The 16,820-nt window shown below is 69.0% G+C and carries 14 protein-coding genes; 5 read left to right on the top strand and 9 right to left on the bottom strand.

The genetic code is table 11. The features are described from left to right. Positions 1-34 precede the first annotated feature (34 nt). The 3 genes from OG700_RS29505 (at position 35) to OG700_RS29495 (ending at position 4,253) form a co-directional block, all read left to right on the top strand. Complete coding sequence (locus OG700_RS29505; RefSeq protein WP_405618821.1) at positions 35-400, top strand: hypothetical protein; 366 nt, start codon at positions 35-37, stop codon at positions 398-400. Positions 401-402: 2 nt separating this feature from the next. Continuing rightward, a complete protein-coding gene (locus OG700_RS29500; protein ID WP_405622064.1) occupies positions 403-1,554 on the top strand; it encodes a caspase domain-containing protein in 1,152 nt (383 codons plus the stop codon). A 1,532-nt stretch (positions 1,555-3,086) separates the two neighbouring features. Further along, the gene (locus OG700_RS29495) at positions 3,087-4,253 is read left to right on the top strand and encodes an IS701 family transposase (RefSeq protein WP_405621376.1); all 1,167 of its coding nucleotides are present in this window, start codon (positions 3,087-3,089) and stop codon (positions 4,251-4,253) included. A gap of 1,001 nt (positions 4,254-5,254) precedes the next feature. Here the strand turns inward: OG700_RS29495 and OG700_RS29490 are convergent. The 6 genes from OG700_RS29490 to OG700_RS29465 all read right to left on the bottom strand — a co-directional run bounded on the left by OG700_RS29490 (position 5,255) and on the right by OG700_RS29465 (position 10,994). Next, positions 5,255-5,944, bottom strand: a complete 690-nt coding sequence (locus OG700_RS29490; protein WP_405618819.1) for a M24 family metallopeptidase — start codon at positions 5,942-5,944, stop codon at positions 5,255-5,257. A gap of 46 nt (positions 5,945-5,990) precedes the next feature. After that, a complete protein-coding gene (locus OG700_RS29485; protein WP_405618817.1) occupies positions 5,991-6,794 on the bottom strand; it encodes an ABC transporter ATP-binding protein in 804 nt (267 codons plus the stop codon). After that, complete coding sequence (locus OG700_RS29480; protein ID WP_405618815.1) at positions 6,791-7,855, bottom strand: FecCD family ABC transporter permease; 1,065 nt, start codon at positions 7,853-7,855, stop codon at positions 6,791-6,793. Before OG700_RS29480 ends, OG700_RS29485 begins: the two co-directional genes overlap by 4 nt. Beyond that, positions 7,852-8,787, bottom strand: a complete 936-nt coding sequence (locus OG700_RS29475) for a FecCD family ABC transporter permease (RefSeq protein ID WP_405622062.1) — start codon at positions 8,785-8,787, stop codon at positions 7,852-7,854. Before OG700_RS29475 ends, OG700_RS29480 begins: the two co-directional genes overlap by 4 nt. 203 nt (positions 8,788-8,990) lie before the next feature. Then, positions 8,991-10,022, bottom strand: coding sequence for an iron-siderophore ABC transporter substrate-binding protein (locus tag OG700_RS29470; protein WP_405618813.1), 1,032 nt, complete (start codon positions 10,020-10,022; stop codon positions 8,991-8,993). Between the two features lie 198 nt (positions 10,023-10,220). Continuing rightward, positions 10,221-10,994: an AraC family transcriptional regulator gene (locus OG700_RS29465; protein WP_405618811.1), complete on the bottom strand. Its 774-nt coding sequence runs from the start codon at positions 10,992-10,994 to the stop codon at positions 10,221-10,223. A 324-nt stretch (positions 10,995-11,318) separates the two neighbouring features. Between OG700_RS29465 and OG700_RS29460 the strand changes: the two genes are divergently transcribed. Together OG700_RS29460 and OG700_RS29455 are read left to right on the top strand one after the other, a co-directional pair. After that, the gene (locus OG700_RS29460; RefSeq protein WP_405618809.1) at positions 11,319-12,566 is read left to right on the top strand and encodes a serine hydrolase domain-containing protein; all 1,248 of its coding nucleotides are present in this window, start codon (positions 11,319-11,321) and stop codon (positions 12,564-12,566) included. A gap of 104 nt (positions 12,567-12,670) precedes the next feature. After that, on the top strand, positions 12,671-14,011 hold the full coding sequence (locus tag OG700_RS29455) for a hypothetical protein (RefSeq protein ID WP_405618807.1): 1,341 nt from the start codon (positions 12,671-12,673) through the stop codon (positions 14,009-14,011). Here OG700_RS29455 and OG700_RS29450 read toward each other — a convergent pair. The 3 genes from OG700_RS29450 to OG700_RS29440 all read right to left on the bottom strand — a co-directional run bounded on the left by OG700_RS29450 (position 13,973) and on the right by OG700_RS29440 (position 16,562). Next, positions 13,973-14,326, bottom strand: coding sequence for a hypothetical protein (locus OG700_RS29450; protein WP_405618805.1), 354 nt, complete (start codon positions 14,324-14,326; stop codon positions 13,973-13,975). The two genes, OG700_RS29455 and OG700_RS29450, sit on opposite strands and share 39 nt — an antisense overlap. Before the next feature lie 749 nt (positions 14,327-15,075). After that, complete coding sequence (locus tag OG700_RS29445; RefSeq protein ID WP_405618803.1) at positions 15,076-16,152, bottom strand: hypothetical protein; 1,077 nt, start codon at positions 16,150-16,152, stop codon at positions 15,076-15,078. Then, the gene (locus OG700_RS29440) at positions 16,146-16,562 is read right to left on the bottom strand and encodes a ThuA domain-containing protein (RefSeq protein ID WP_405618802.1); all 417 of its coding nucleotides are present in this window, start codon (positions 16,560-16,562) and stop codon (positions 16,146-16,148) included. Before OG700_RS29440 ends, OG700_RS29445 begins: the two co-directional genes overlap by 7 nt. Between the last annotated feature and the right edge of the window lie 258 nt (positions 16,563-16,820).

The following is a 16,820-nucleotide window of genomic DNA, read 5'->3' as shown; positions in this document are numbered from 1 at the left end:
GCCACCGCCCGGAACGCGACAGTAGGGGGATCACATGCGCGTTGAGGTTCGTGTCGAGCCAGCAGACGACGAACTCCGTTCTTTGCTCACTTGGCTCCGCCGAGACCCCGACATCCGGCGTACTGCCAGCGTCGAAATGTGCGAGCAACCGCCGCGCGAGGGCGAAATGGGGGCAGTCTCCGACATCCTGCAGTTGGTCACGGAGAACGGATGGAGCGCTGCGAACTTCGCTCTCACGCTTGCCGCTTGGAAGCAGACACGTCCACGAGCCTCGCGCGTGACGGTCCGCCACGAGGATTTCGTTGACGCCTTGACCGACTGCACTGACGAGGAGATCGAACGAATCACACGGCTACTCCAAGAGAGTCGGCGAAACGGCGGGGAGGGCTCGGCAGGTTGAGCGTGTTCCCAGATCCCGGCGCTTCGAGGGCGGTGCTGATCGGAACGAGCACATACGACTTCCTCGAAGATCTACCGGCCGTCTCCAACAACCTCAGCTCCATGGCAGAGGTGCTCACGGGGCCCACATCCTGGAGTCTTGGCAGAGACGACTGCATCGTGCTTTCCAACCCGCCCAGCGCGACAGCGGCCATGGACTCCCTGCGCGACGCCAGCGCCGCAGCCAGGGACACGCTGCTCGTGTACTACGCGGGGCATGGCCTGGTCACGCCAGAAGGCGAGCTCTATCTCGGGCTGCCTCAATCCAAACAGCAATGGGTCGAAACAGGGATTCCGTACGGATGGCTCCGTGGCGCACTGCTGGAGGGGCGAGCGGAGCGAACGGTCGTCATTCTCGACTGCTGCTACGGCGGACTTGCTCTGGGAACGATGGGGCCGTCGGAGTTGGCTGCCCAAGCCGATGTCGAAGGGACCTACTTGCTGGCCGCGGCCTCGGAGAACCGTCAGGCGCTCGCCCCACCCGGGGAACCTCACACCGCTTTCACCGGCGAGCTGCTCGCCATCCTCACCGCCGGTATCGCAGGAGGCCCCGAGCGGCTGGAGCTCGACTCTGTCTTTCGCGAGCTGCGAAGGTCACTTTCGGCAAAGGGTCGCCCCGTTCCCCAGGGACGGGAGCGCAACAGCAACGGCCGGCTCGCGCTGGGCTGGAATCCCGCCTTCAGCCGACCTCCTGTGTCCAGCAGCCCTAGTGACGTGCATGCCGGCCAACGAACGTGGCCAGACCCTGCAGCCATCCGCACCGTCGAAGGGTTCTTCCACGCTCTGGGGCAGGTGCGCATCGCCAGCTCCCTCACGCATGCGGCCATCAGCCACCGCTCCGGCGGGCAGATCGCTCCCGGAACGGTCAGCAACCTCCTCAACCGCAAGGATTTACCCAGGACATGGCGGACAACGAGCGTCTATCTGACCGCCTGCGGAGTACCTGACGAGCAGCTGAATGACTGGCAGTTGTGCTGGGAACGGCTTCGATCTACTCCCCCGGTTGCAAGAGGATCTGAATCCGAGGAGCCACCTGGCCGGAGCCAGAACACCCGCACCACGATCCCTTGGGGACAAGCCTTCCGAAAACTAACGGGACGGCGATTCCGTGGCTGACTGAGCCGTGCGCTGAGGCTCGGGCGTCGTCTTGTCGCCGCCATCGCCGAAGAGAGTGTTCCAGGCAGCGATCACCAAGAGAACACCGACCACGACCACCCAGAGCGCCGGCATCTTGACCTTGCTGGATACGTTCGTCGGCCGCACATAGTGCGCCGCTCGGTAGTACCCCTTTCGCGGTTGTGCCACTGCCCTACCCCCGATTCGGCGCCTGAGTCCGTCAGCTGGAGTGTTACAGAAGAGCTGCGCCGGCGACCGGCGGATGGGGAACAGCGGCTGGATCTGGTCTGCGCGCGTCGCTCCACTGCTTCTTGCGACGGTTGCGGACGATGTGATCAGCCGCTGACGTCCGCTTACGGCTCGCCGATACGCGCGCCAGGTCCACTGGTCAAGCCGCATAGAGCGCCGCCTCGGACGATCGGATGAGTTAGTCCGATCTCTCTCAGAGAGGTGGGAGTCGAAGGGTCGCGCGTACCTCAGCTGTGAACTGCGCAACTGTGAGTTGATAGCGCTCGCCCGCGCAGGACGATGACGATGCGCGGCCACGGACACGAGGTAGACCGGGTCCGTGATCGAGTTCAAGAGCCTCTGAGTCAATCTGCAGCGCTCCGCCTTCCTTTGCTGGCCTGCACCGCGACGAACGGCCAGCAGGGAGGCGGCCGCCCCTCTCGCACGGAGGCGTTCCCGCTGACTCGACTCCAAGCTGTCCTACGTCGAGATAAGGTAGGCGTAGCTACCGGCCTGCGGAGGGCCGGACGTCAGCAGGAGTATGTGAGCCCGGCACTCACAGAAGCTGGGCAAGGGTGTGGAGCACCCACTCCGCGAGTTAGCCAAGTCGTGGTCTCACAAAGGTATGTGACCCTGATGCGCTGGCCGGGCAGCGGTGAGGTGAAGCATGCCCGCAAGTCAACGCACGGCAGCGGCACGTACTCGCGTGCTCTACACAGGCGAGAAGCTGACTGCAGCTCGCTCCGGGATTGCCCGCGACCAATCCTTGGGACTGGACACACATCATCCCGAGCAGTGTGCTTTCCAAGCGCTTCTGGCCCTCGGCTATCTCAACCACGAGGTTGACTACGACGGCCCAGCTGGTTGGCGCCTTTCCATCCTCTCTACGTACACCCTTACGGTCTCCCCCCGGTTTAGGCGGCTGGTGCTGATCACCGATGTGCCGGACAACGTGACCGGTCGCCTGGTCCGAGGCCGGTCAGGAGGCAGTGGGCTGCCTGGCCTGCGCATCGAGGAACACTGCGGTCAACGAAGTTACGTCTTGCGGCACTTGCCCACTGGTGCGCAGCTCGTAGTCACAGGCAATCGATCCGGGACACCTGTCGGTGCCCGAAGTAAGTTCTACATCGACGGCCTCACCACCGACACTCCGCTCACGTTCACCGAACAGGATCAGCTGGCTCGTGTGCCCAGCATGTCAGCGGAGGCCAGTCGCCTGGTGTCTGGTGTCTTCTGCCGGATCACTGCTAGTACTGCAACCGCGTTTGCAGTGACGACGTGACGTCGTGGTCGTTGTGCTTGTCATGGGTGGGGACCTCGAAATCGGTGACGTGCGGCGGTGGGCGGTGGGGCTGGAAGAGGTGCACGAGCGGTTTGTGCACCGTTTTCAGCGTTCGGAGCCCCGCGAGTCGGCGCTGGCTTACATGCGCGGGTTGGTGTCGTCGCTGGAGCGGAAGAACGCGTGGACGGTCGCTGAGCGCGCGGGGCATGACCGGCCGGACCGTTTGCAGAGGCTGCTCAATACGTGTGACTGGGATGCCGACGAAGTCCGCGACGATGTGCGGGAGTTCGTGATGGAACATCTCGGTGACCGGCAGGCGATCCTGGTCGTGGACGACACCGGGTTCTTGAAGAAGGGGGTCCGCTCGGCCGGTGTCCAGCGCCAGTACACGGGCACGGCGGGCCGGATCGAGAACAGCCAGGTCGGCACGTTCCTGGCCTACGCCACCGAGGTCGGCCACACGCTGATCGACCGGGAGCTGTACCTGCCCGCGTCCTGGACCGAGGACCGGGACCGCTGCCGCACCGCGGCGATCCCCGACGAGGTCACCTTCGCCACGAAGATCGAGCACGCCAAGGCCATGATCGAACGGACCCTCGCAGCCCGGGTGCCGTTCGCGTGGCTGACGGCCGACGAGGCATATGGGCAGGTCAAGGGGTTGCGCTACTGGCTGGAACAGCGTGGGGTGTTCCACGTGCTGGCCACCCGTCGGACCGACACTGTCGTAACCGCCTCCCGCATGGACCATGTCGTGGAGGAACTGGTGGCGGGCCTGCCCCGACAGGCATGGAAACGCCGCTCGTGCGGGTCGGGCGCCCACGGCGAGCGGGTCTACGACTGGGCCCGGGCACCGATCCGGCCCTGGCGTGAGGAGGGCGTCGAGCACTGGGTTCTGGCCCGTCGCAGCGTCACCGATCCCACCGGGATCGCCTACTACGTGTGCTTCGCACCCGAGGGCACCACCTTGAACACACTGCTGGTGGTGGCCGGCCGCCGGTGGACGATCGAGGAATGCTTCCAGACCGCGAAGAACGAGTGCGGCCTGGACCACTACCAGGTCCGCAAGTACCACGCCTGGTATCGGCACATCACGCTGGCCATGGCGGCCCACGCCTACCTGGCAACGGTCCGTGCGCAGGAGCTGAAAAAGGGGGCTCACGATCCGCTGACCAGTACCTTGTCCCACTGAGCCTGCCCGAAATCCGCCGCCTGACCGCCCACCTCACCGCACGCCTCCTGCCCTCACTCGCCCAGGTCCTGCACTGGTCCCACTGGCGGCGACGAGCACAGCACCGAGCACGCGTCAGCCACTACAAACGACGAGGCCACAGCCCGTGACTAAACCATCGTCACAGCAAACACGGTTGCAGTACTAGAGACCCCCACGGTAAGTGGGCAATCGGCAACTGGTTCTACGACCCGCTGCAACGCCCAGGCTGGCTCGACGGCGAATACCGGCCGGGATATCGCAGACTGCACGGCGCTGGTAACAGTTGGGAGCTGGAGTGGGAGTCGGATCCTTATCCGGATGATCTGGCAGCAGCACTAACTGACCCGGTCATCGGAGTCGCCGGGGCGAAGAAGAGGTCAGCGGCCGACAATCTGACCATTGCTCTCGGAAGCGCCACGCTGCGGCTGAACCGGCGACGGGCACTCGCGTCGTGATTGAGATCCTCTTGGCCGTGGGCACCGGTCTGCCTTGGTGGGCAGCGTGCCTGTTCGTCGGTTTCACCATCCTGGTCTGCTCGTGTCTCCGTGCCCTTCGGCTACTCATCCCTGACAAGTCCGGTGATCGACTGGCCTGGTGGATCGCTGTCCTGGAGCACCGCCGCCGAACTGCCGGAGCCGCCGCGCGGCGGGGCCGGGCTAACGGGAGATACCGCCAGCCAGACCCGCGAAAGACCGACGGGCATAGTGACTCCACCTGACGCTGTTCCAGTGCACCGGTTGTGCGCCACTCACCCTAGTGGCGAGGTATTTACGCAGGTCAGGGCGTTCATCGAGCTGTACTTCGACCTCTAAACCGCGGGGTCCGGCCACTTGGGCGGATGGCTCACGGACGCCGCGAGGGCCGTCACCCCAGTTCGGGGGTGGAGGCCCTCGTTGGTTCGCCCGGCGTCCGGATGCGGTAGCGGTAGCGGTAGCAGTAGCAGTGGCGGTAGCGGCGAGGTTGTGGGGAGTGTCGGTGGGTCAGGTGAGGTCGAGCAGTTGTTCGTGGAAGCCGCCGAAGCCGTGTGTGTGGTCCACGAGGTGGATCTCCAGGATCCAGTGGCAGTGGCGGCCGGCCTTGTCGGTGCGGCGGAGTGGGGTGCTGTTGCCCGGGGCGATGTAGGACTCCACGTCCGCGCCGTCGATGGTCTCGTGCGGGAACTCCCCCACCAGGTGGCCCGCGTGCCAGCCGCCCAGCTCCCAGCCGGCGTCGGCCGCGCGGCGCCCGACCTCGGCGTGCAGCTGTTTGCCGGTGACGTCGGGCGTGCTGTCGAAGAAGTGGCGGCCGGCCGCGAAGACTTCGGGCAGGCTGTCGCGCAGGCGTAGTTTGACCGGGTCGTCGCCGAGTACGAAGGTGCGCCCGAAGTCGGCCTCGTACTCCTCGAAGATCGGCCCGAAGTCGGCGAACACGATGTCGTCCTCGCCGATCAGCCGGTCCGGCGGGTTCTCCCGGTACGGGAACAGCGTGTGCGGTCCCGACCGTACGATCCGTTTGTGCCAGTGCCGTGTCGTGCCGAACATCTCGTTCGCCAGATCGCGGATCCGGTCACTGACCGCCCGCTCGCCCTCCCCCGGCGCGACCAGGCCGCGCGACTCGATCTCCGCGAACAGCTCGGCGGCCTTCGCCTGGGCATCCAACAACCGCGCGGCGCGCGTCGCTTCATCCGGCATACGGCTGACCGTAGGGCGCCCGGCAGACCATCAGCAACCCGCGTATTCAGGCGCGTACGTGGTGGCGGCCGATCGGGAGCATCAGGGGGCGGCCCGAGACGGGGTCCTCGATGACGCGGCTGTCGAGGCCGAACACCGTGTGGACCGTCTCGCGCGTCAGTACGTCGGCCGGGGAGCCGAACGCGTGGAGCCGGCCCGCCGCGAGGGCGATGAGGTGGTCGGCGTACCGGGCCGCGAGGTTGAGGTCGTGGAGGACCATGACGATGGTGGTGCCGCGTGTCTCGTTCAGGTCGGTGAGCAGGTCCAGAACCTCGATCTGGTGGCTCGCGTCGAGGAACGTGGTGGGCTCGTCGAGCAGGAGCAGATCGGTCTGCTGGGCGAGTGCCATCGCGATCCATACGCGCTGGCGCTGCCCACCTGACAGTTCGTCAACCGACCTGTCGGCCAGGGACGTTGTCCGCGTCGCCGCGAGGGCGGACGCCACCGCCTCGTCGTCCTGCTTCTTCCAGCGGGAGAACGCGCTCTGGTGCGGGTGGCGGCCTCGGCCGACGAGGTCCGCGACGGTGATGCCCTCGGGGGCGACCGGCGACTGCGGCAACAGCCCCAGCGTACGGGCGAGTTCCTTCGCGGGCAGGCGGTGCACCTCCTTGCCGTCCAGTACGACGCGGCCCTCGCGGGGTGCGAGCAGGCGGGACATCGAGCGCAACAGGGTTGACTTCCCGCAGGCGTTGGCGCCGACGATCGCCGTGATCCCGCCGGGCGGTACGGCCAGGTCGAGGGAGTCGATGACGGTGCGGTCGCCGTACCCAAGGGTGAGATGTTCGGCCGCGAGTGAATGGGTCGTGGTCATAGCGAGCCTCCCGCGCGGTTGGTGCGGATTATCAGGTGGATGAGGTAGGGGGCGCCGAGGACGCCGGTGACCACGCCGACCGGGTAGCGGGTGCCGAAGGCGTACTGGCCGCAGAGGTCGGCGACGAGCACCAGCAGGGCCCCGACCAGTCCGGCGGGCACCAGCAGGGACGTGCCGGCCCCCACGATCCGGGCCGCGATGGGACCGGAGAGGAACGCCACGAACGCGATGGGTCCGGCCGCCGCCGTCGCGAAGGCGATCAGCCCGACCGCGGCGACGATCACCGTGACGCGGGTGCGTTCGACTCGTACGCCGAGAGCGGCGGCCGTGTCGTCGCCGAGCCGCATCGCGGAGAGGTCGCGCGACCGCGCCAGGAGGACCGGCGTGAGCACGGCAACGGCGACCAGGGCGGGGACGGTCTGGTCCCACGTAGCGCCGTTGAGGCTGCCGGTCAGCCAGCGCATCGCCTCCTGGAGGTCCCACTCGGCGGCCTGGGACAGGACGTACGAGGTGACGCTTTCGAGCATCGCGGAGATCCCGATGCCGATCAGGATGAGCCGTGCGCCGACGACGCCGCCCCGGAACGCCAGGCCGTACACCAGGATCGCCACGGCGAGGGCGGCGGCGATGGCGAGGACCGACACCTGCGTCTCGCCCAGTGACAGCGTCACGATCGCGATCGCCGCGGCGGCGCTCGCACCGGAGCTGATGCCGATGATGTCGGGACTGGCGAGCGGGTTGCGGAGCATCGTCTGGAAGGTGACGCCGGCCAGACCGAAACTGAAGCCCGCCACCACGGCGAGGACGGCCCGTGGCAGTCGGAGGCGTCCGACCGTGAAGGAGGCTCCGGGCACCTGTTCGCCGAGGATCACCCGGACGACGTCGCCGGGCGGGTAGAACGTCCGGCCGGCCATCAGGGTCACGGCGAACGCGGCGACGACGAGAACGGCGAGCACCAGCGTGACGCGGCGTCGCCGGGACGCGCGCCGGACCCGGCCGCGGGCGACGTCACGGGCGAGGGTCTCGACGGACGGTGGCCGGGTGAGGACCGGGGCGGTCACAGGGCACGCACCTTCTGCCGGCGGACGATGTAGATGAAGAACGGGGCGCCGATCAGCGCCGTCACGATGCCCACGTCGATCTCCGCGGGGCGCGCCACGACCCGTCCGACCACGTCGGCGGCGGTGAGCAGCGCCGCGCCGAGCAGCACCGAGAACGGCAGCAGCCAGCGGTGGTCGACACCGACCAGCAGACGGCAGGTGTGCGGTACGACAAGGCCGACGAAGGCGATCGGCCCGGCGACGGCGGTGGCCGCGCCGCACAGGACGACGGCGCCGAGTGCCGCCACGGCGCGTGCGACGGCGACGCGTTCGCCGAGTCCGGCCGCGAGTTCGTCGCCCAGCGCGAGCGAGTTCAGCGCGCGTGCCGAGAACAGGCAGAGGGCGAAACCCACCGCGAGGAAGGGCAGGATCTGCCCGATGCGGTCGAAGGACGCGCCGCCCACGCCGCCGATCTGCCAGAGCCGGAAGCTGCCCGCGATGTCGTTGCGCGGCAGGACGACCGCGCTGACGAGCGAGGCGAACGCCGCCGACGTGGCGGCGCCGGCGAGCGCGAGCTTGAGGGGCGTGGCGCCTCCCCGGCCGAGCGTCCCGACCGTGTACACGAATCCGGCCGAGAGCGCGGCGCCCGCGATCGCGACCCAGATGTAGCCCGTCGGTGAGGTGAGCCCGAAGAAGGCGACGGCGGTGACGACGGCGAGCGAGGCGCCCATGTTGATCCCGAGGATGCCCGGGTCGCCCAGCGGGTTGCGGGTCGCGCCCTGCATCACGGCGCCGGCCAGGCCGAGCGCTCCGCCGATCACGGCGGCGAGGACGGTACGGGGGATCCGTTTGGTGGCCGCCGCCTGCTCCAGGGTGTCGTCCGCGCCGCCGAGCGCCGCCCAGACATCGGCCCAGGCGACGTCGCGTGAGCCGAAGGCGAGGGACGACACCATGATGGCGGCCAGCGCCAGGACGGCGACGAGGAGCCACAGCGCCCGCGTACTCGCCCGCGTACTCGCCGCCTGCCGCCGGGACGCGGGGGCGTCGGGCGGGGCGGAGGGTGAGGGTGAGGAGTGGGGCGGGGTGGAGGGTGAGGTGGGCGGGGCGGGTGCGTCGGGCGGGGCGGGTGGCCGGGCGGCCACCCCATCCGACGGCGTCACTTCGCCTTGTCCGCGGCCTTGGCGAGCGCCGCGACGTAGTCGTCCAGCACCCACGAGATCGACAGGGGTGTCGGGTTGGCGGCGGTCGCCAGTGGCTCGGCGCCCGGCAGCAGGTACGCCGAGCCGCGGTCGATGGCCGGGATCTTCGACAGCAGCGGATCCTTGCGGAACGACGCGAGCAGTTCGCCCGACTCGTCGCCGTACCCCGTGATGATGTCGACGTCGTCGAACACGTCGATCTGTTCGGCGCTCCGCGTCAGGGCGAACTTCTTCGTGCCCTCGGACGCCTTCGCGATGCTGCCCGGGGTTTTCAGGCCGAGATCCTCGAAGAACTGCGCACGCGTGTCGTGCGCCGTGTAGAAGCCGATCTCGCTCACGTCGTTGGGGTCGACATGGGTCATGAACATCGCCGACTTGCCCTTGAGCTGAGGGTACTTGGCGACGGTCTTGGCGATGTCCCCCTCAAGGTCCGTGATCAGCTTCTCGCCCTTGTCCGCGAGTCCGATCGCCTCGCTGTTCAGCCGGATGATCTCGCGCCACGGTGTCGCCCACGGGGCCTCCGGGTACGCCACCACGGGTGCGATCTCACTCAGCGTTTCGTAGTCCTGCTTGGTGAGCCCCGAGTACGCGGCCAGGATGACGTCCGGCTCGGTGTCGGCCACGGCCTCGAAGTCGATCCCGTCGGTCTCGTCGAACAGCACCGGCGTGTCCGCCTTGAGTTCGTCGAGCCGCTCGGCGGTCCAGGGCAGGACCCCGTCGCCGTTGTCGTCGCCGAAGGTCGCCGCGGCCATGCCGACCGGTACGACGCCGAGTGCCAACGGCACTTCGTCGTTGGCCCAGTTCACCGTGGCGACGCGCTTGGGCTCGGCGGGGATGGTGGTCTTCCCCAGGGCGTGCTCGACCGTCAGGGGGAACCCGCTCGAAGTGCTCTTCTCGCTCTTGCTCCCGGTGTCGGCAGGGCCGCCGCAGGCGACGAGACCCGACAGGGCGGCTGCCACGACGAGCGGGCGAAGACGGTGTGAAGACATGGGTCCGTACTCAGCTTTCGGAAGGTCGGGGGTGCGGTCCTCGCACGGCCGGGTCGCGGGACGCGGCACGGCAGGGGGCACCACACCGCCCGAACCAGTTAGGTAAGGCTTACCTTCATACTCTATGAGACGGCGCCACCGTGTCGCAATCAACCCTTTGAGACAGGGGCTGTAGTGATCGGGACACTCGCCGCGCGCTCAGCGCAGCCGGAAGGTGCCCGGAGTCAGCCCGGTCGTACGCCGAAAGGCCACGCCGAAAGCGCTCGCGGAGCGGTAGCCGACCTGCTCCGCGACGGTCTCGACGTCCCAGCCCCGCGCGAGCAGGGCGACCGCGTGCTGCGCGCGGACGGCCGCCACCCAGCGCGCGAAGCTCGTGCCCGTCTCGGTGTTGAACGCCCGGGTGATCGTGCGGGGGCTCACCCGGAGCGCGGACGCCCACTCCGTCAGCGTCCGGGGGTCGCCCGGATCCTCGCGCACCGCGTCGGCGATCGGACGCAGCAGGGCGGAGGTGGGCACATGCACGAGCAGTTCACGGGGTGACGGCGCGAGGACGTCGAGCACCAGCACCTCGGTCGCCGCCCGCGAACCGGCGGAGAGGCCCGGGTCACCGAGCCGTTCCAGCAACAGCCGCAGCAGTGGGGTGATCTCGACGGCGACCGGAGTGGGCGAGATCGAGGAGGTGGTGCGGAAACCGAAGAAGCTCGCGCGGAACCAGGTGCCCGCGACCGCCGAGCCGGAGTGCAGCGTGCCCGCTGGCATCCACAGGCCCAGCGCCGGGGTGACGGTCCAGACCCGGGTGCCGACCACCGCCGAGGACGCGCCGCGTCCGTTCCACAGCAGCTCGTGGAAGGGGTGGGAGTGCTCGTCCCAGACGGTGTCGTGAGCGACGACCTCGTCGTAACCCGCGATGACGAACGTCGCGTCCGTCCCGCCGGGAGCGAGCGCCGGCAGCGATCTGGTCTCCGTGCTCATGCGCGGGTTCCGCCCGCGCGGAATCCGCCCGCGCGGGAGTCCGTGGACCGGCTGACACATCGCATGCCGTCACCCTAAAGGACGAGGTGGGCGGCGCTTCGGCCCCCACCGCTCCCCCGCGTGCGCTGTACGCGAGCGGCCGGGGCGGGAGCATTCGGGACGCGAGCGGCCGGCCGGGGGGTACAGCAGGGGTACAGCAGGCTGTACCGAGCAATGACCGGCTGGCCCGATCGTGGTCCGCGAGACGATTTCCTACGTTGGTGGTCACACCGCACGCGGCGGTGTGACCACCAACTCCCAAGGGGCCGACGGAACATGAGGACCATGACGTATCGCGGGACCACCTCCCGCGCCGTAACCGCCACGCTCGTCACGGCGCTCGCCGGTCTGGGGCTCGCGGCGCCTGCGGCGAACGCGACGGACACGGCGAACGCGACGAACGCGACGAACGCGACGAACGCGATGAACGCGATGAACGCGACGGACACAGCCGGGCCGTCCGCCGCGTCGCGGCTCCAGCAGCAGGTGGACGCGGTCCACCGGACGGGCCCCGTGGGCGTTCTCGCCCGGTCGACCGGGCCGCGCGGCACCCAGTACGCCACCGCCGGGGTCGCCGACGCCGAGACCGGACGCACCGCGCGGCCCGGCGACCGGTTCCGGATCGCAAGCGCCACCAAGACGTACGTCTCGACGGTGGTGCTCCAACTCGTGGGCGAGGGGCGGCTTTCCCTGAACGACACGGTCGAGGAGTGGCTGCCGGGCGTGGTGTCGGGCAACGGCAACGACGGCGCCAAGATCACCGTGCGACAGTTGCTGAACCACACCAGCGGGCTGTTCAACTACACCGCCGACTTCCCCCCGTTGACCAGCGTGGCGGCCTACCAGGCCGACCGGTACACCACGTGGACGGACTCACAGCTCGTGGGCATCGCGATGCGCCACGCGCCGGACTTCGAGCCCGGCGCCAAGTGGTCGTACTCCAACACCAATTACACCCTCGCCGGGATGATCATCGAGAAGGTCACCGGGCACAGCTGGCAGCGCGAGGTGACCCAGCGGGTCATCCGGCCGCTGGGGCTGCGGCACACCGTCGCCCCGACCACGTCCCCGCGTATCCCCGGCTCCCACCTGAAGGGGTACTCCGCCTTCGGGGAGAGCGGGCCGGCCATCGACGTCACCGCGTTCAACCCCAGCGCGGCGGGCGCCGCCGGAGCCATGATCAGTACCACCGGCGACATGACCAGGTTCTACCAGGCGCTGCTGGGCGGCCGGCTGTTGAAGCCCGCCCAGCTGGCCGAGATGAAGACGACGGTACGGGCCGCGGAGCTGGACCCGGTCTGGCCAGGCGCCCGCTACGGACTGGGGTTGCTCGAAGCGCCGCTCACCTGCGGCGGGACCTACTACGGCCACGCCGGCGACCTCCCCGGCTACACCACCCGCGACGGCGTGAGCGCGGACGGCCGGCGCGTCGTCGTCCTGGAGTCGACGGGTGACGGGGCGAGCGACCTGAGTACGGAGCAAGCACAGAACGCCCTGATCGACGGGCAGTTGTGCGCGTCCGGCGCCGAATAGCCGTCCCGGCGACCGTCGGTGACGCCACCGGCGGCGGGTGAACAGCACACGCACGACACCCGCCCCCCGGGCCGGCCCCTCAGGCCGGCCCGTACGATCGGCGGATGCCGAAGCCGCCGTCCACCTCTGCGCGTCAGGTGCTGCGATGGGCGCGCCTGGTGGTCGCCGTGCTCGTCAGCGGGTGCGCGCTGGTCGGTGCGGTACGGCTGGTGGCGCCCGCCACCGGCGGGACGGACGGTGAGCCCCCGGGCGTACGCGGCCAACTGGCCTTCATACGCGAGTCGTTGGACAACGGCGCCGGGGACGAGGCCCAACAGCAGTTCCCTGAGGGGCACTTCTTTCTGCATGCGCTGTACGGGCTGACCTGGGTCGAGTTGGGGCTGCGGGAGCCCGCCGGTGAGTCGGGGGCCGAGCGGCGGGCCGAGGCGCTGCGGGAGGCGCGGTGGGCGCTCGGGCGGCTGGAATCGGCGGCCGGGCGTGCCGCGTTCAGTGCCGAACTGACCCCGTCGTACGGGGTGTTCTACCGGGGCTGGACCAACTGGCTGCGCGGCGGCGTGCTGTCGTTGCGGCCGGAAGGCGAGCGCGACACCGCACAGGTGCGGCGGTTCGCGGCGGACTCCGCGGCTCTCGGCGCGGCGTTCGACGACTCCGATTCGCCCTATCTGACGGCGTATCCGGGGCAGGCGTGGCCGGTGGACTCGACCGTGGCTGTGGCCTCGCTGCGGCTGCACGACACGCTGTTGCCCGCCCGGTTCACCGGCACCGTGGATCGGTGGCTCGACGGGGTACGGCAGCGTCTCGACCCCCGTACGAGACTGCTGCCGCACCGCGTCGCCCCCGACACCGGCGAACCCGTCGAGGTGGCCAGGGGCACCTCGCAGAGCATCATCCAGCGCTTCCTGGTCGAGATAGACCCGGCCTTCGCCGCCGAGCAGTATGTGCGTTTCCGTGACCGGTACGTGGTCACTCCGCTCGGTCTCGGTCCGACGACGCGGGAGTATCCCGAGGGAATGGACGGCCCGGCCGACGTCGACTCCGGGCCGCTGCCCCTCGGGGTGAGTCTGTCGGCGACGGTTGTCACACTCGGCGCGGCGCAGGTCCACGGCGACTCCTCGCTGGCCGAAGGGATCGCCAGCTACGGGGAGTTGCTGGGGCTGCCGGTCAGCACCCCATGGACCAAGCGCTACGCCTTCGGGCTGATCCCGATCGGTGACGCGTTCGTGGCGTGGTCGAAGACCGCCCGGCCGTGGGTCGCCGCGAGCCCGGCCACGGCCCCGCTCCCACCCCCGGCGCACCTGTCGTCGTGGTGGCGCGTGCCCCTGTTGTCGATCCTGCTGCTCGTCGGCACCGCGCCGTGGCTGCCCGCGCTGCTGCGCCGGCAACGACGGCGGGCGCGGCGCCTCGCGTCAGCGCTTGGCGAAGATCGGTTCCCAACGGCCCGGTGAGTAGTCCTTCGGCGTACGGACTCCGCTGAGCGAGACCACCTTGTCGCTGCCGATGGTGATCAGCACCAGACGGTTGTCGAACTCACCGCCGCCGGGCGCGATGTCCCAGGCGATCAGGCGCTTGTCGTCGGCCCAGACGAGAAGTTCCTGGCCCTTCAGCTTGGCCACGCGCTTGCCGGTCTCCGGGTCGAGGACCTGGGTCGCCGTCGTGCGCGCTCCGCCGGCGAAGGGGCCCGCGACGAGTACACCGTTCGGGGAGAGACCCGCCGGGGCCGGGACGAGGTCGAGGTACCTCTCCTTCGGCGGCGCGGGCACCTCCTTGCCGCGCAGGTCGCGGAAGATCCGGCCGGGATCTCGCGCCGTCGGCCTTCAGATTCACCGTCGCCTGGAAGACGTTGTCCAGATAGACGTCCACCGTCCCCGGTGCCCGTGAACGTGTACGACGCGACCGCGTCCACCGTGTTGCTGTGGTGCGTGTCGTCGTTGAAGTCGCCGTAGCCGCGGCTGGTCGTGAGATGCCAGTTGTTGTCGTACGTCAGCGCGGTGTTGTTCAGCATCGGGTCGGCCGTCGCGTTCGACCCCAGCGTGGAGCTGGTGCCGGCCAGGGACTTCAGGCCCTGGTTCGCGGTGCCGGTGAGCTGGGTCTGGGTCTGGGTGTGGGAGCTGAGCGGTTTGGCGGTCCGCTCGACGACGTACACCTCGTTCGCGCCGGTGTTGAAGGTGATCTCGGCGCTGCTGGAGGTCGTCACGACGGCGTTGTCGGACGTCCTGCGGACCCGGACCTCCTGCGTACCCCACGGATTGACGACGCGGGCGGCGTTGCCGAACTGGCTCCAGTCCGACGTATTTGACGGCCTGGACCGCGTCGTTGGCCCATACGTTCCCGTACGGGAACGGCCTGACGTTCCAGATGTTGATCGCCTTCTGCTGGTCGGGATAGCCGATTCCGGTGAGGTCGTAGGGCCAGATCAGCTCGGCCGCGACATTCTCGTTGTTGCGCGTCTGCGCGATCGGCGGCGTGTGCGGCAGATAGGTGTTCGCGTTCGTGTCGGAGGGATAAGCGATCAGGTTGTCCAGGATGTTCTGCCACTGCGGACGCAGCCCGGCGTCCAGGCCCAGTTGGGTGCTCGCCTTGATGGCGAGCGGGAACAGGGTGCGTACGGCGGCCAGGTCCGTGATCGCGTTGGGCACGTTCCAGTACGTCTCGTGGGAGTGGCACGACGCCACGTGGAGAGGTAGTAGACGTTCTCCATGTAGTCCGCTTCACGGGACCCGTTGGAGTACTGCACGAACGACTTCTGCCGGAACGCGTGCCACCAATTGAGGTAGCCGGTGTTCGTGCTGGTGTATCCGGCGGCCTTGACCTCCGCGAGCGCGCGCTTCGCCTCGGCGACCGAGTTGTGGCTCGGCGCGTTGAGGCGGCTGCTCGCGGTGAACCAGATGGTGTAGCTGGAGTCCGGCGTGATCGACAGCCGCACCTTGCGGCCGTCCACGACGCGTGCGGTGTAGGCGGCGCCCTCCACAGTGGCGCCGAGGGTGTAGCCGAAGTTCTGCGGGTCCGCCTGGCCGCGGCTGAGTCCGGCGCCGGTGGAGTCCGCGTAGGTGGACACCGTCCGCCAGGTGTTGATGTCGGGCACGTCACCGCTGTTGCCGAGGTTGGCGACGTCCCACAGGCTCAGGTCCAGCGTGATCGTGGAGACCCCGGAGCGGGTGTCCTCCACATGGATGCCCATGACCTCGGAGTTGGGCCGGCCCATCACCGTGACGGTGCGGTTGTTGTCGTACGTGGTGGTGAGGGTGCCGTCGTAGAGGGAGAGGCGCTGCTGGAAGGTGGAGTAGCCGCTGTCCATGGCCGGGGTGGTGGAGAGGTTGAGCAGTCCGGCGCCGAAGACGGTCTGCTGGGAGGTGTCCACGCCGGACACCTGCATGTTGAGGCCGTTGTCCTGCCAAGCCATCGCGCCCGTACGGCCGTTGCCGACGGTGAGGCCGCGCTTGGGCTCGGTGACCGGCCGGTTGTAGACGACGTCGTGCTTGGAGAGGTACTTCGCGTGGTCCACGTTCAGCGCGCCGGTCGAGGAGTTGAAGGCGGCGTCGGTGGGCGCGGCCACGGCCGGTGACACGCCCGACAGGCCGCTCAGCACGCAGACGAGGACGAGGAGCGCGCCCAGCAGGCGTGCGGCTCGTGCAGGTCGAGAACGACGCCGGAGCCGCCGCCGTTTGCGACGTACGACTCGAAGGCGGTCTGCTGCGCGGCTTTGAGGGCATCGGCGGCGGTGAACGCGCCCGCGTCCTCGGTGGCGGTGACGGTGAACCCGTGGGCGGCGCCGAGCCGTTGGGCGGCGGCGATGCCGGCCGGGATCGCCGAATGCCGGTATCCGGCGGTCTTGGAGAAGACCAGCACCTTGGTCAGGAACGCGGCGGGGGCGGGTGCCTGGGCGGGGGCGGTCCGGGTGGGGGCGGTCCGGCCGCCGGCGGGCGGGGACTGCGGTACGGCGACGAGCGACATGGCCGCCAGGACGAGCGCGATCAGGGCGCGGAACACAGGGCGCACTATCCGGTCCTCTCTCGGGGCGCCCGGGGGCGCTGGCTGAGGGAAGCGGTGATCAGTGATCTACGACTGGTGCACGACTGATCCACGACGAGGCGGCGGCGTCATCAGGCGTAGTGAACATCGGAGGTATAAGGGGGTCAAGGGTCGGCGTCGTACTGTCCGAAGATTAGTTTTCCTCCATGACAAAACACCCTCTTGACTTCTCCCCTGGCGAAGACAGCCCCCAACAGCGCGGCCGGGGCAGGGAATTGGCCACCC

Origin of the sequence: Streptomyces sp. NBC_01508 (assembly GCF_045040315.1) — a bacterium.
Classification (GTDB): Bacteria; Actinomycetota; Actinomycetes; order Streptomycetales; family Streptomycetaceae; genus Streptomyces.
The sequence above is the reverse complement of the archived record's forward strand: the minus strand, read 5'-3'. Positions and strand labels throughout refer to the sequence as shown.

Excerpts from the sequence above, each read along its gene's own strand:
- OG700_RS29475 (WP_405622062.1), bottom strand. The coding sequence starts at position 8,787 with ATGGTGTCGTCCCTCGCCTTCGGCTCACGCGACGTCGCCTGGGCCGAT.
- OG700_RS29455 (WP_405618807.1), top strand. The coding sequence starts at position 12,671 with ATGCCGAAGCCGCCGTCCACCTCTGCGCGTCAGGTGCTGCGATGGGCG.
- OG700_RS29485 (WP_405618817.1), bottom strand. The coding sequence starts at position 6,794 with ATGACCACGACCCATTCACTCGCGGCCGAACATCTCACCCTTGGGTAC.
- OG700_RS29465 (WP_405618811.1), bottom strand. The coding sequence starts at position 10,994 with ATGAGCACGGAGACCAGATCGCTGCCGGCGCTCGCTCCCGGCGGGACG.
- OG700_RS29505 (WP_405618821.1), top strand. The coding sequence starts at position 35 with ATGCGCGTTGAGGTTCGTGTCGAGCCAGCAGACGACGAACTCCGTTCT.
- OG700_RS29495 (WP_405621376.1), top strand. The coding sequence starts at position 3,087 with ATGGGTGGGGACCTCGAAATCGGTGACGTGCGGCGGTGGGCGGTGGGG.
- OG700_RS29470 (WP_405618813.1), bottom strand. The coding sequence starts at position 10,022 with ATGTCTTCACACCGTCTTCGCCCGCTCGTCGTGGCAGCCGCCCTGTCG.
- OG700_RS29460 (WP_405618809.1), top strand. The coding sequence starts at position 11,319 with ATGACGTATCGCGGGACCACCTCCCGCGCCGTAACCGCCACGCTCGTC.
- OG700_RS29490 (WP_405618819.1), bottom strand. The coding sequence starts at position 5,944 with ATGCCGGATGAAGCGACGCGCGCCGCGCGGTTGTTGGATGCCCAGGCG.